The organism is Pseudomonas sp. TE36184, assembly GCF_054060055.1.
This window is the reverse complement of sequence record NZ_JBSSCU010000001.1, coordinates 5,589,906-5,602,624: the sequence shown is the minus strand read 5'-3', so window position 1 is coordinate 5,602,624 and position 12,719 is coordinate 5,589,906. Positions and strand designations below refer to the sequence as shown.

Annotated in this window: 11 protein-coding genes and 2 tRNA genes; all 13 read right to left on the bottom strand. The window is 58.3% G+C overall.

Going from position 1 to position 12,719, the window contains the following annotated elements; genetic code table 11:
* Positions 1–56 precede the first annotated feature (56 nt).
* Positions 57–974 (bottom strand): tRNA pseudouridine(55) synthase TruB, encoded by a 918-nt coding sequence (gene truB, locus ACVWZP_RS25300; protein WP_014719950.1) that lies wholly within the window; start codon positions 972–974, stop codon positions 57–59.
* Between the two features lie 3 nt (positions 975–977).
* A complete protein-coding gene (gene rbfA, locus ACVWZP_RS25295) occupies positions 978–1,373 on the bottom strand; it encodes a 30S ribosome-binding factor RbfA (protein ID WP_017847424.1) in 396 nt (131 codons plus the stop codon).
* A 159-nt stretch (positions 1,374–1,532) separates the two neighbouring features.
* Positions 1,533–4,061: a translation initiation factor IF-2 gene (gene infB, locus ACVWZP_RS25290; RefSeq protein WP_046382043.1), complete on the bottom strand. Its 2,529-nt coding sequence runs from the start codon at positions 4,059–4,061 to the stop codon at positions 1,533–1,535.
* A gap of 27 nt (positions 4,062–4,088) precedes the next feature.
* Positions 4,089–5,570, bottom strand: coding sequence for a transcription termination factor NusA (gene nusA, locus ACVWZP_RS25285; protein ID WP_008057419.1), 1,482 nt, complete (start codon positions 5,568–5,570; stop codon positions 4,089–4,091).
* Positions 5,571–5,617: 47 nt separating this feature from the next.
* Complete coding sequence (gene rimP, locus ACVWZP_RS25280) at positions 5,618–6,076, bottom strand: ribosome maturation factor RimP (RefSeq protein ID WP_026140087.1); 459 nt, start codon at positions 6,074–6,076, stop codon at positions 5,618–5,620.
* Positions 6,077–6,217: 141 nt separating this feature from the next.
* A tRNA-Met gene (locus tag ACVWZP_RS25275) sits at positions 6,218–6,294 on the bottom strand.
* A 96-nt stretch (positions 6,295–6,390) separates the two neighbouring features.
* Positions 6,391–6,476: transfer RNA gene (locus ACVWZP_RS25270), tRNA-Leu, on the bottom strand.
* 22 nt (positions 6,477–6,498) lie between these two features.
* Positions 6,499–6,882, bottom strand: a complete 384-nt coding sequence (secG, locus tag ACVWZP_RS25265; RefSeq protein ID WP_010206600.1) for a preprotein translocase subunit SecG — start codon at positions 6,880–6,882, stop codon at positions 6,499–6,501.
* A 4-nt stretch (positions 6,883–6,886) separates the two neighbouring features.
* A complete protein-coding gene (tpiA, locus tag ACVWZP_RS25260) occupies positions 6,887–7,642 on the bottom strand; it encodes a triose-phosphate isomerase (RefSeq protein ID WP_046382042.1) in 756 nt (251 codons plus the stop codon).
* A gap of 66 nt (positions 7,643–7,708) precedes the next feature.
* A complete protein-coding gene (glmM, locus tag ACVWZP_RS25255; RefSeq protein WP_017847420.1) occupies positions 7,709–9,046 on the bottom strand; it encodes a phosphoglucosamine mutase in 1,338 nt (445 codons plus the stop codon).
* A 16-nt stretch (positions 9,047–9,062) separates the two neighbouring features.
* A complete protein-coding gene (folP, locus tag ACVWZP_RS25250; protein WP_026140085.1) occupies positions 9,063–9,914 on the bottom strand; it encodes a dihydropteroate synthase in 852 nt (283 codons plus the stop codon).
* Between the two features lie 8 nt (positions 9,915–9,922).
* Positions 9,923–11,833, bottom strand: a complete 1,911-nt coding sequence (ftsH, locus tag ACVWZP_RS25245) for an ATP-dependent zinc metalloprotease FtsH (protein ID WP_017847418.1) — start codon at positions 11,831–11,833, stop codon at positions 9,923–9,925.
* 200 nt (positions 11,834–12,033) lie between these two features.
* On the bottom strand, positions 12,034–12,684 hold the full coding sequence (gene rlmE / locus ACVWZP_RS25240) for a 23S rRNA (uridine(2552)-2'-O)-methyltransferase RlmE (protein WP_017847417.1): 651 nt from the start codon (positions 12,682–12,684) through the stop codon (positions 12,034–12,036).
* Between the last annotated feature and the right edge of the window lie 35 nt (positions 12,685–12,719).

Sequence of the window (12,719 nt, the reverse complement as noted above, 5' to 3'; positions counted from 1 at the left end):
ACCCTCGTTCCAGCTTGCGTAAAGGCTGATACGCTTTTACCACAAACTGGTTTCGGTCATTCTGACCGAATCAGTCGACGCGGCGCGATGCGCCCGTCTTCGCTCACTTCACCGATACCGATAAAGCGACCGTTATGATCCTGTACCCGCACCATGCCGAATTTCGGCGCGTCCGGGGCACGTACCGGCTGGCCGTTGAGCCAGTAGAACGCGCTGTGCTCCGAGAAGTGCAGCAATGGCCAATCGAGCAAACCGCTGTCCGATGGCATCAAGAAGCGATCGACCGCTTCATTGCCGCCTTCGGCGTGTACCGCTTCCAACTCTTCCAGCGTCACCGTCTGGGCCAGGCTGAAAGGGCCGGCCTGGGTCCGTCGCAGTTCTGCGACATACGCGCCGCAACCGAGCTTTTCACCGATATCTTCCACCAGGGTACGGATATAGGTGCCTTTGCTGCAGTCCACGGCCAGGCGTGCGGTGTCGCCTTCACAGGCGAGCAATTCCAAGCGCGCAATAGTAACAGAACGCGGTTCGCGCTCCACTACTTCACCCGCACGAGCCAGCTTGTAAAGTGGTTGCCCATCGCGCTTGAGCGCCGAGTACATCGGCGGTATCTGACTGATTTGCCCACGAAAAGCGGGTAAAGCAGCCTCGATATCAGCACGACCAACGGTCACGTCGCGAACCTGCAAAACATCACCCTCGGCATCGGCCGTGGTGGTGGTCTTGCCCAGTTGCATCAGGGTTTCGTAACCCTTGTCGGAATCGAGCAGGTATTGCGAGAACTTGGTGGCCTCGCCAAAGCACAACGGCAACACGCCGGTGGCCAGGGGGTCGAGGCTGCCGGTGTGCCCGGCTTTCTCGGCATTGAGCAGCCAGCGGACCTTCTGCAAGGCGGCATTGGAGGTAAAGCCAATGGGCTTGTCGAGCAGAATGATGCCGCTGACGTTGCGACGGATACGTTTGACCTGAGCCACCGCTTACTCCTTGGCGTCTTCAGGTGTGGACGGATGCTGATTATCCTCAGCCACGGCGCGTTCGATCAATGCCGACAGGTGCGCGCCACGCACGACGCTTTCGTCGTAGTGGAAGTGCAACTGAGGCACGCTGCGCAGCTTCATTTCGCGGGCCAACTGCATGCGCAGGAAACCTGCGGCCGAGTTGAGCACCTTGATGCTTTGCGCGATTTCTTCGCTGCTGTCCTCACCCATCACGGTGATGAAGATTTTTGCGTGACCTACGTCACGGCTCACTTCAACGGCGGTGATGGTGACCAGGCCAACACGAGGATCTTTGACTTCGCGACGGATCAGTTGGGCCAGCTCGCGCTGCATCTGATCGCCGATACGTTGGGTACGGCTGTATTCTTTTGCCATGTCTTGTTACCTGTTACTGCCACACGGTGAAACCCGTGGGGTCTGAAAGCGGCAAACGCCCGGCCTGACAAAAGCCAGACCGGGCGTTGCGTTTAGAGTCCGGACGTTGCGCGGGGCATTTGCATGCCCACACGCGGCGTGGCTCCTGAAGTGCGCGAGTTAGAGGCTGCGAGCAACCTGAACCTTCTCGAAGACTTCGATCTTGTCGCCAACCTTGACGTCGTTGTAGCTCTTGACGCCGATACCGCATTCCATGCCGGCACGTACTTCGGAAGCGTCATCCTTGAAGCGGCGCAGGGATTCCAGCTCGCCTTCGAAGATAACGATGTCTTCACGCAGTACACGGATCGGACGGTTACGGTGAACGGTGCCTTCGATAACCATGCAGCCGGCGATCGCGCCGAATTTCGGCGAGCGGAACACGTCACGCACCTCGGCGATACCCAGGATGTTCTCCCGGACGTCGCTGCCAAGCATGCCGGTGAGGGCTTTCTTGACGTCTTCGATGATGTCGTAGATGACGTTGTAGTAACGCATGTCCAGGCCTTCCTGCTCGACGATCTTGCGAGCGCCAGCATCGGCACGCACGTTGAAGCCGAACAGTACAGCGTTGGAAGCCAGTGCCAGGTTGGCGTCGGACTCGGTGATACCACCGACACCGCCACCGACGACACGCACTTGCACTTCGTCGTTACCCAGGCCGTTCAAGGCGCCGTTCAACGCTTCGAGGGAACCACGGACGTCAGATTTGAGGACGATGTTAAGCGTCTTCTTCTCTTCCTGGCCCATGTTCTCGAAGATGTTTTCCAGCTTGCCGGCGTGAGCACGGGCCAACTTGACTTCGCGGAACTTGCCTTGACGGAACAGAGCCACTTCACGGGCTTTCTTCTCGTCGGCAACCACGCTCATCTCGTCGCCAGCGTCCGGGGTACCGTCCAGGCCGAGAATCTCGACAGGGATGGACGGACCGGCTTCCTTGATGGACTTGCCGTTCTCGTCGAGCATGGCACGTACACGGCCATAGTTCGAACCGACCAGCACCATGTCGCCTTGGCGCAGGGTACCGTCTTGAACCAGAACGGTCGCCACCGGGCCACGGCCCTTGTCGAGGCGGGACTCAACCACAACACCACGGCCAGGAGCCGATGGCGTAGCGGTCAGTTCCAGGACTTCGGCTTGCAACAGAACAGCTTCGAGCAGTTCGTCAACGCCAGTACCGACTTTCGCCGAGACCGGTACGAATGGAGTGTCGCCACCCCATTCTTCGGAAGTCACGCCGTGAACCGACAGTTCGCTACGGATGCGATCGAGATCGGCGCCCGGCTTGTCGATTTTGTTCACCGCAACCACCAACGGTACGCCAGCTGCCTTGGCATGCTGAACGGCTTCGATGGTTTGTGGCATCACGCCGTCGTCTGCTGCAACGACCAGGATCACGATGTCGGTCGCCTTGGCACCACGGGCACGCATCGCGGTAAACGCCGCGTGACCAGGGGTGTCGAGGAACGTCACCATGCCGCGATCGGTTTCAACGTGGTAGGCGCCGATGTGCTGGGTAATACCGCCAGCCTCGCCTGCCGCAACCTTGGCACGACGGATGTAGTCGAGCAGGGAAGTCTTACCGTGGTCAACGTGGCCCATTACGGTCACGACCGGCGCACGGGAAACGGCTTCACCTTCGAACTTCAGGGACTCGGCCAGGGAATCTTCCAGGGCGGTGTCGCTGACCAGGGTCACTTTGTGGCCCAGCTCTTCGGCAACCAGTTGGGCAGTTTCCTGATCCAGTACCTGGTTGATGGTGGCCGGAGTGCCCAGCTTGAACATGAACTTGATGATTTCAGCTGCCTTGACCGACATCTGCTGGGCGAGATCGCCCACAGTGATGGTCTCGCCGATCTTCACTTCACGCACGACAGGGCCGGTTGGGCTCTGGAAACCGTGGGCGTTGCGTTTTTTCAGCTTGGCCTTGCCGCGACCACCACGACGGAAGCTGTCGCTTTCTTCGTCGGTGGTACGTGGGGCAACGCGTGGCGCAGGCGCTTTCTCTTTGACCGAAGCACGATGCGGAGCGTTTTTGCGCTCACCATCACCGCCGCCACCGCGACGACTGTTATCGTCGGCACGTGGTTTGTCCGGACGACGAGGTTCGTCGCGTTTACGCGCATCAGCAGCAGGTGCTGGTGCGGCGGCCACCGGAGCGGCCTCACGCACAGCTTCTACAGGCGCGGCAGCAGGAGCAGCGACCGCATCAGTGGCAGCAGGTTGCGCAGCAGCAGGCTGGCGACGCGCTTCTTCTTCGGCGCGACGCTTGGCTTCTTCTTCAGCCTTCTGACGAGCAGCATTTTCTACTGCGCGACGTTCTTCCAGTTCGCGTTTGCGCTCGGCTTCGATTTCTTCCGGGCTGCGCTGTACGAAGACTTTCTTCTTGCGTACTTCAACGCTGATGCTCTTGCTACCAGCAACACGCAGGGTGCTGGTGGTTTTGCGCTGCAATGTAATCTTGCGCGGTTCTTCCACTTTCGCCTTGTGGCTGCTCTTCAAGTGAGTCAGCAAAGACTGCTTCTCACTATCGCTCACACCTTCATCGGCGGCGGTGTGCGGCAGACCTGCCTCACGCATCTGCTGCAACAGGCGCTCTACCGGTGTTTTGACCTCATCGGCCAGTTGTTTCACCGTGACTTGCGTCATGCACTTCTCTCCTCAGGCCGCGCCTAATTACTCGAACCAATGGGCTCGGGCGGCCATGATCAACTTGCCGGCACGATCATCGTCAATGCCGTCGATGTCGAGCAGATCGTCAATAGACTGCTCGGCCAGGTCTTCGCGGGTAATTACGCCGCGCACCGCCAGTTCCATCGCCAAATCCTTGTCCATACCCTCAAGCGAGAGCAGGTCTTCGGCCGGATGGGCGTCTGCCAGCTTTTCCTCAGTAGCGATGGCTTTAGTCAACAAACGATCCTTGGCCCGAGCGCGAAGCTCGTTGACGGTGTCTTCGTCAAAGCCATCGATGTTGAGCATTTCTTCCAACGGTACGTAGGCAATCTCTTCCAGGCTGGTGAAGCCTTCATCTACCAGCACCTGCGCCAGGTCTTCGTCGACTTCCAGCTCGTCGATGAAGTTGCGCAGGATGTCACCGGTTTCAGCTTGCTGCTTAGCCTGGATGTCCGATTCGGTCATCACGTTCAGGGTCCAGCCGGTCAGTTGGCTGGCCAGACGCACGTTCTGACCACCACGACCAATGGCCTGAGCCAGATTGTCTGCGCCAACGGCGATGTCCATGGCATGGGCATCTTCGTCAACGATAATTGCCGCCACTTCAGCCGGCGACATGGCGTTGATCACGAACTGCGCCGGGTTATCGTCCCACAGGACGATATCCACACGCTCACCGCCCAACTCGCCCGACACTGCCTGGACGCGCGAACCGCGCATACCAATGCAAGCGCCCTGCGGGTCGATGCGTTTGTCCTTGGAACGGACCGCGATCTTGGCGCGCGAACCCGGGTCGCGGGACGCAGCCATGACTTCGATCAGGCCTTCGGCGATTTCCGGCACTTCGATGCGGAACAGTTCAATCAGCATTTCCGGCGCGGTACGCGACAGGATCAGCTGAGGACCGCGGTTCTCGGTGCGGATTTCCTTGAGCAGCGCACGCAGACGCACGCCGACACGGAAGGTTTCGCGAGAAATGATGTCTTCGCGGGCCAGCAACGCTTCGGCGTTGTTGCCCAGGTCGACGATCACGTTGTCGCGGGTAACTTTTTTCACGGTGCCGGAGATGATTTCACCCAGGCGCTCGCGATAGGCGTCAACGACTTGAGCGCGCTCGGCCTCGCGAACCTTCTGCACAATGACCTGCTTGGCAGTTTGTGCAGCAATACGGCCGAACTCGATCGATTCGATCTTTTCTTCGACAACATCACCGACCTTGGCGCCAGGGTGCGTTTCAGCGACCTTGCTCGGCCAGGTTTCGATGGCCGGATCATCAAGATCGGCTTCTTCAACGACCGTCCAGCGACGGAAAGTTTCATAGGCACCGGTGTGGCGGTTGATTTCCACACGCAGATCAACTTCGTCTTCAAAACGCTTTTTGGTCGCAGTGGCCAGGGCCAGCTCCAGCGCTTCAAAAATCACGTTTGCCGGTACGCCCTTTTCATTGGATACCGACTCAACAACCAGCAGTACTTCTTTGCTCATCGTACGCCTCGCCTTTCGCAAGCCATTGGATCCGCGGGATCCGCGTCTCAGTCAAAACTGGGAATAATGTTGGCCTTGTCGATCATATCGATCGGCAACAGGAACTCATGGTCTTCTACTTGCACCACGACATCCTGCTCTTCTACACCGCGCAGAAGGCCCTGAAAATTGCGTCGCCCTTCAAAGGGAGATCGCAGCTTGATTTTCACTTGTCCACCGGCAAATTTTGCAAACTGCTCGAGAGTGAACAGTGGGCGTTCCATGCCAGGCGAGGAAACTTCGAGGGTGTACTCAACGGCGATTGGATCTTCAACATCCAGGACGCCACTGATCTGACGGCTGACAATGGCACAATCGTCCACCAGCACGCCGCCCTCTTTATCAATATAAACGCGCAACATTGAGTGGCGACCTTGAGCCGAAAACTCAATACCCCAGCATTCATAGCCCAGGGCCACGACCACCGGGGCCAGCAAGGCCTGCAACTCTTCTAGCTTGCTCGACACCTGAACCCCCTCGTGCATGTATGTGCATGCTGTGCAAAATAAAAAAATGGGCGAAACGCCCATCCTTGAAACGCCGTCGAATAGCGGCGTTGAAAGTGTCCAGCTAACAAAAAGCCCCTTAATAAGGGGCTCCGCTAAAACTGGTTGCGGGGGCCGGATTTGAACCGACGACCTTCGGGTTATGAGCCCGACGAGCTACCAGACTGCTCCACCCCGCGACAAAGCTGGGGCGGAAGTATACGACCGATCCCTTACAGGGTCAATGTAACCTTCCACCTACAAGAAAGCCCGCAACAGCGGGCTCTCCTGATAATTGGTACCGAGAAGGGGACTCGAACCCCTACACCCTATGGGCACAACCACCTCAAGGTTGCGTGTCTACCAATTCCACCACCTCGGCAATACAGCGTTTACAACCCTTCTTACTTCTGCTCTTGAGCTGGAGGCACGTCAGTCGCTGGAGTAGCCGACTTTTGCTCTTGAAGCACCGGGACATCATCAGAAGCCGGTTTTGCTTTTGGTACTTCCAACACTGCTGGGTTTGGCAAACCTACTTGAGTCAGCACATGAGCTTTCTCTTTAGCAAAGTAACCTAACCCTAAGCTGGTTATGAAGAAACCTGCGGCAAGTATAGCAGTAAACTTACTAAGAAAGGTAGAGGAACCTTGGCTTCCGAACACAGTATTTGAAGCACCTGCACCGAAAGACGCACCAGCATCCGCACCTTTACCCTGTTGCAACAAAACCAGGGCAACTACGCCCAGGGCAGCCAACAGATGAAAAACGACTACGACTGTTTCCAGCATTTTTTCAGTTTCCCGCGGCGCGACAAATCGCACCGAACTCATCTGCATTCAGGGAAGCTCCACCAATGAGCCCCCCATCGATATCCGGCATGCCGAACAGTTCGACCGCATTGGCCGCCTTCACGCTGCCGCCGTATAGAAGCCGCACACCTTGTGCGACCTCAGAATTCTCTGCCGCCAACTGCGCGCGGATAGCTGCATGCACATCCTGCGCCTGTTGCGGTGTTGCAGTCAGCCCGGTGCCAATGGCCCAGACCGGCTCGTAAGCGATGACTGCCTTCGCAAACGCACCAACACCCAGCTCCTCGATGATGCTGCCCAGCTGACGCGAGACAACTTCAAGAGTCTTGCCCGATTCGCGCTGTTCAAGGGTCTCCCCTATGCACAACACCGGAATCAAGCCACAAGCCTGTGCCGCTGCGAACTTGCGATTGAGTGTCCCATCCCGTTCGCCCATCAACTGACGGCGCTCGGAGTGCCCGACAAGCACGTAGGAACAACCCGCATCAACCAACTGACTTGGCGAAATCTCACCTGTCAGCGCACCTTGCATGGGTTCCATTGCGCAATTCTGCGCGCCGACCTGAATCGACTTACCTTTCAAGCCATCAACCACTTGGTTGATATGCAAGCAAGATGGAAAAACCGCGACATCAACACCGCTCGGCAAGGCCAAGTGACGAAGGCCATTGATCAGCTCAGCGACACTGGCGCGGGTACCGTGCATCTTCCAGTTACCAGCTACCATAGTGCGACGCATGCTGTACCTCGTCGGTCAAAGTGGGCGCAGATGTTACCCAACCACACCATCACTGGCAAGCCGAATTCAGGAGCAAACTTCAGTTACTAGTTTTGCCAGGTCTTCGGCATGCCCGCGAACCAGGGTTTCGTCCTCACCTTCGACCATGACGCGCACCAGCGGCTCTGTGCCGGACTTGCGCAGCAACACGCGCCCACGCCCCGCCATTGCCAGGGTCACGCGCTCGCAGGCCGCTTTGACAGCCGGGTGTTCGATCGGGTTGTCGCCACCGGCAAAGCGCACATTGAGCAGCACTTGCGGGCACTTGCGCAGGGCTTGACGCGCCTGGGCCAGGCTTTCCTGGCGACGGCGCAACGCCAACAGCACCTGCAGCGCGGCGATGATCGCGTCGCCCGTGGTGGTGTGCTGGAAGCACACGACATGCCCGGAGTTCTCGCCACCGATCTGCCAATTGCGCTCCAGCAGTTCGGCAATCACATAACGATCCCCGACATTGGCACGCACAAAAGGAATGCCCAGCTCGCCCAGTGCCAACTCCAGCCCGAGATTGCTCATCAGCGTACCGACGACACCACCCTGCAAGCGGTTACGCTCATGCAGGTCGCGGGCAATGATGAACATCAAGTCATCGCCATCAACCACGGCGCCGGTGTGATCCACCATCAGCACGCGGTCACCGTCGCCATCAAAGGCAATACCCAGGTCGGCATGCTCGGCTAGGACGGCAGCCTGCAATTGCTCCATATGCGTGGAGCCGCAGTTTTCGTTGATGTTCAACCCGTTAGGCTGGGCCGACAGCACCGTCACTTCCGCACCCAGCTCCTTGAACACGCTCGGCGCCACTTTATAGGTCGCACCATGGGCACAGTCGACGACGATCTTCAGCCCGGCGAAATTGGTGCTGCTTGGCACACTGCTCTTACAGAATTCGATATAACGGCCAGAGGCGTCGTTGATCCGCGACACCTTGCCCAGCTTGCTGGACTCGACCACCGTCATCGGCGCATCCAGCAGCTCTTCGATCATCAGCTCGATCTCATCCGGCAGCTTGGTGCCCTGCCCCGAGAAGAACTTGATGCCGTTGTCATCATGAGGATTGTGCGAAGCACTGATCACAATGCCGGCTTCGGCATGGAAGGTACGCGTCAGGTAAGCGATCGCCGGGGTCGGCATCGGGCCCAGCAGCATTACATCGGCACCGGCGGCGGACAAACCGGCCTCCAGCGCAGACTCAAACATATAGCCTGAGATACGCGTGTCCTTGCCCACCAGGATGCGGCACGCGCCCATGCTGCGGAACGCCATGCCTGCCGCCCAACCCAGCTTGAGCATGAAATCGGGGGTAATCGGAAACTCGCCGACCCGACCACGGATACCGTCGGTGCCAAAGTATTTCTTTGTCATAAGTGCTCCATCATTCTTATTCGGCCGATTCTACTGCGGCAATCATGCGGACAACATCCACGGTCTCAGCGACATCATGCACACGCAAGATACGCGCACCCTTGGTCACAGCAAGTGCCGCCAGCGCCAACCCACCATAAAGCCGCTCGCCCACCGGGCGATTCAGCGCCAGACCTATCATGCTCTTGCGCGAAACGCCGACCAACAAAGGTCGACCCAGGGCATGCAAGGCTTCCATATGCTTGAACAGACTTAGATTGTGCTGCAGGGTCTTGGCGAAACCAAACCCCGGATCGAGGATGATCTTGTCGGCAGCGATCCCTACGGCGGCGCATTGAGCAATGCGATCAGCCAGGAACCCGCTCACTTCGCCAACCAGATCATCGTAGTGCGGATTGTCCTGCATGGTGCCGGGCTCGCCCAGCATATGCATCAGGCACACCGGCAGGCCGGTCGCCGCGGCGGCGTCCAGCGCGCCATCACGCTGCAACGAACGCACATCGTTGATCAGCCCCGCACCCAGGCGCGCCGTTTCGCGCATCACCGCCGGGGTCGATGTATCCACGGAAATGATCACATCCAGCTCGCGAGCGATGCGCTCGACGATCGGCGCCACCCGCTCCAGTTCCTCCACGGGAGAAACCACGCGAGCACCGGGCCGGGTCGACTCGCCGCCAACATCGATCAAGGTCGCACCCGCCGCCACCATCGCCTCGGCGTGACGCAACGCAGCATCGAGCTGATTGAAGCGACCACCATCGGAAAAGGAATCGGGGGTTACATTAAGAATGCCCATGACATGCGTATGGGCCAAATCAAGAACCCGGCTGCCGCAAGGCAACCGGGTGGAGGACGACGCAAAAGTCATTTCAAACCTTAGTGGTCAGCTGCAGGACCGCCGATCGGGTTTTCAGGGCGTTCGTTCTGAACCACTGGCGGCGTGCCAGAGGTGCCCGAACCACCTTCCCAATCGCGAGGTTCACGCGGTGTACGGCCCGCCATGATGTCGTCGATCTGATCGGCATCAATGGTTTCGTACTTCATCAGCGCATCCGCCATGGCATCCAGCTTGTCGCGGTTGTCGGTGAGGATCTGCTTGGCCGTGCCGTAGCACTGGTCAATGATGCTGCGCACTTCGGAGTCGATCAGCTTGGCTGTCTCACCTGAGAAGCTGGCACTTTGACCGCCACCGCCACGCCCCAGGAACACTTCACCTTCTTCCTCAGCGTACATCAAAGGACCGAGTTTTTCCGACAGACCCCATTTGGTCACCATGTTCCGCGCAATCTGGCTGGCACGCATGATGTCGTTGGAAGCACCGGTGGTGACACCGTCGAAGCCCAGGGTCATCTCTTCAGCAATCCGGCCGCCGTACAGCGAGCAGATCTGACTGATCAACGCACGCTTGGAGAGGCTGTAGCGATCCTCTTCCGGCAGGAACATGGTCACACCCAGCGCCCGACCACGAGGAATGATCGACACTTTGTAGACCGGGTCATGCTCAGGCACGACGCGCCCTACGATAGCGTGACCGGCTTCGTGATAAGCGGTGTTCTGCTTCTCTTTCTCGGACATGACCATGGATTTGCGCTCGGCGCCCATCATGATCTTGTCTTTGGCCAGTTCGAACTCTTTCATTTCCACGATGCGCTTGCCGGTGCGGGCCGCAAACAGCGAAGCCTCGTTCACCAGGTTGGCCAGGTCGGCACCGGAGAAGCCAGGCGTACCGCGGGCAATCACGGCCGGAGCGACGTCGTCGCCCATGGGTACTTTACGCATGTGGACTTTCAGGATCTGTTCACGACCACGGATATCCGGCAAGCCCACCACAACCTGACGGTCGAAACGGCCTGGACGCAGCAATGCAGGGTCCAACACATCCGGACGGTTGGTTGCGGCAATGACGATGATGCCGTCATTCATTTCAAAGCCGTCCATCTCCACCAGCAACTGGTTGAGGGTCTGCTCACGCTCATCGTGACCACCGCCCATGCCAGCACCACGATGGCGACCAACGGCGTCGATTTCATCGATGAAGATGATGCATGGCGCGTGTTTCTTGGCCTGCTCGAACATGTCGCGAACACGGCTGGCACCGACGCCGACGAACATTTCGACGAAGTCCGAACCGGAAATGGTGAAGAACGGCACCTTGGCTTCACCGGCAATCGCCTTGGCCAGCAAGGTTTTACCGGTACCCGGCGGGCCGACCATCAGCACACCGCGTGGAATGCGGCCACCCAGGCGCTGGAACTTGCCCGGATCACGCAGGAACTCGACCAGCTCACCCACTTCTTCCTTGGCTTCGTCGCAACCGGCGACGTCAGCCAGGGTGGTCTTCACCTGGTCTTCAGAGAGCAGGCGCGCCTTGCTCTTGCCGAAACTCATCGGCCCGCCCTTGCCTCCTGCACCGCCTTGCATCTGGCGCATGAAGAACATGAACACGGCGATGATCACCAGGATCGGGAAGCTCGCCACCAGGAGTTGAGTCCAGATGCTCTGCTGCTCAGGCAGCTTGCCTTCGACGATCACGTGGTTATCCACCAGGTCGCCGATCAGACCGTTGTCCTGGATTGCCGGACGAATGGTCTTGAAGCCGTCGCCATCGTTGCGCTTGCCGGTAATCACGTAGCCATCAACCGCTACGCGCTCGACCTTGCCATCCTTAACTTGCTGGATGAAGTCGGAATAGTTGAGGGTCTGCGGCTCGTTAGGGCTGGAGAAGTTGTTCATCACCGTCACCAGGACAGCCGCGATGATCAACCACAGGATCAGATTCTTTGCCATATCGTTCAATTAACTACCCTCTGAAGCAAGCTCCGCTACTGGCGCGCGCTTCGCATGATATTCACCGGCCTAACTTACTACATTACCTACAACTCTGGCAGGCGCCGTCTGTAACCCTTTGTGAAACTTTGACTACACAATATTCGTAAAGCTTCGTGACGAAAGCGATATAAAAAAACCTATCGACTCCCCTCAAACCTTCAAAGGCGCTCATCACTCGCTGCACCTTCGATACCGCGGAACCCCCGCGCCAGCAGATATTGCTCGCGAGACCGGTCCCGTGAGGAGTCCGGTTTACGCATCTGCACCTTATCGAACAGCTTGCGGATGTTCTTGTGGTACTCGTCGAAACCTTCGCCCTGGAAGACCTTGACCAGGAAATCACCACCCGGACGCAATACCCGCCCCGCCAGATCCAGCGCCAACTCGCACAGGAACATGGCTCGCGGCATATCAACAGCCGGTAATCCACTCATATTGGGGGCCATGTCGGAAATCACAAGGTCCACCTGCGAATTTCCCACAGCCTGCAGGATCTCAGCTAACACCGCATCCTGGGTAAAGTCACCATGGACGAAGGTCACATCCGGGATGCTGTCCATCTCCAGGATGTCGGAAGCGATCAACCGGCCTTGCCCGCCAATCAGACGACTGGCCACCTGGGACCAGCCACCCGGGGCGGCGCCCAGGTCGATCACGCTCATGCCGGGACGGAACAGTTTGTCCTTGTCCTGAAGCTCCAGCAGCTTGTAGCTGGCCCGGGAACGGTAGCCGTCCTTTTGCGCCTTTTTGACGTAAGGGTCGTTGAAATGCTCTTGCAGCCACTTAAGGCTAGTTTTGGAACGGGCCACGGGCCACCTCGAAAATAAAACGGGTCGTGATTAAC

Excerpts from the sequence above, each read along its gene's own strand:
- rbfA (WP_017847424.1), bottom strand. The coding sequence starts at position 1,373 with ATGGCAAAAGAATACAGCCGTACCCAACGTATCGGCGATCAGATGCAG.
- infB (WP_046382043.1), bottom strand. The coding sequence starts at position 4,061 with ATGACGCAAGTCACGGTGAAACAACTGGCCGATGAGGTCAAAACACCG.
- nusA (WP_008057419.1), bottom strand. The coding sequence starts at position 5,570 with ATGAGCAAAGAAGTACTGCTGGTTGTTGAGTCGGTATCCAATGAAAAG.
- secG (WP_010206600.1), bottom strand. The coding sequence starts at position 6,882 with ATGCTGGAAACAGTCGTAGTCGTTTTTCATCTGTTGGCTGCCCTGGGC.
- tpiA (WP_046382042.1), bottom strand. The coding sequence starts at position 7,642 with ATGCGTCGCACTATGGTAGCTGGTAACTGGAAGATGCACGGTACCCGC.
- glmM (WP_017847420.1), bottom strand. The coding sequence starts at position 9,046 with ATGACAAAGAAATACTTTGGCACCGACGGTATCCGTGGTCGGGTCGGC.
- folP (WP_026140085.1), bottom strand. The coding sequence starts at position 9,914 with ATGACTTTTGCGTCGTCCTCCACCCGGTTGCCTTGCGGCAGCCGGGTT.
- ftsH (WP_017847418.1), bottom strand. The coding sequence starts at position 11,833 with ATGGCAAAGAATCTGATCCTGTGGTTGATCATCGCGGCTGTCCTGGTG.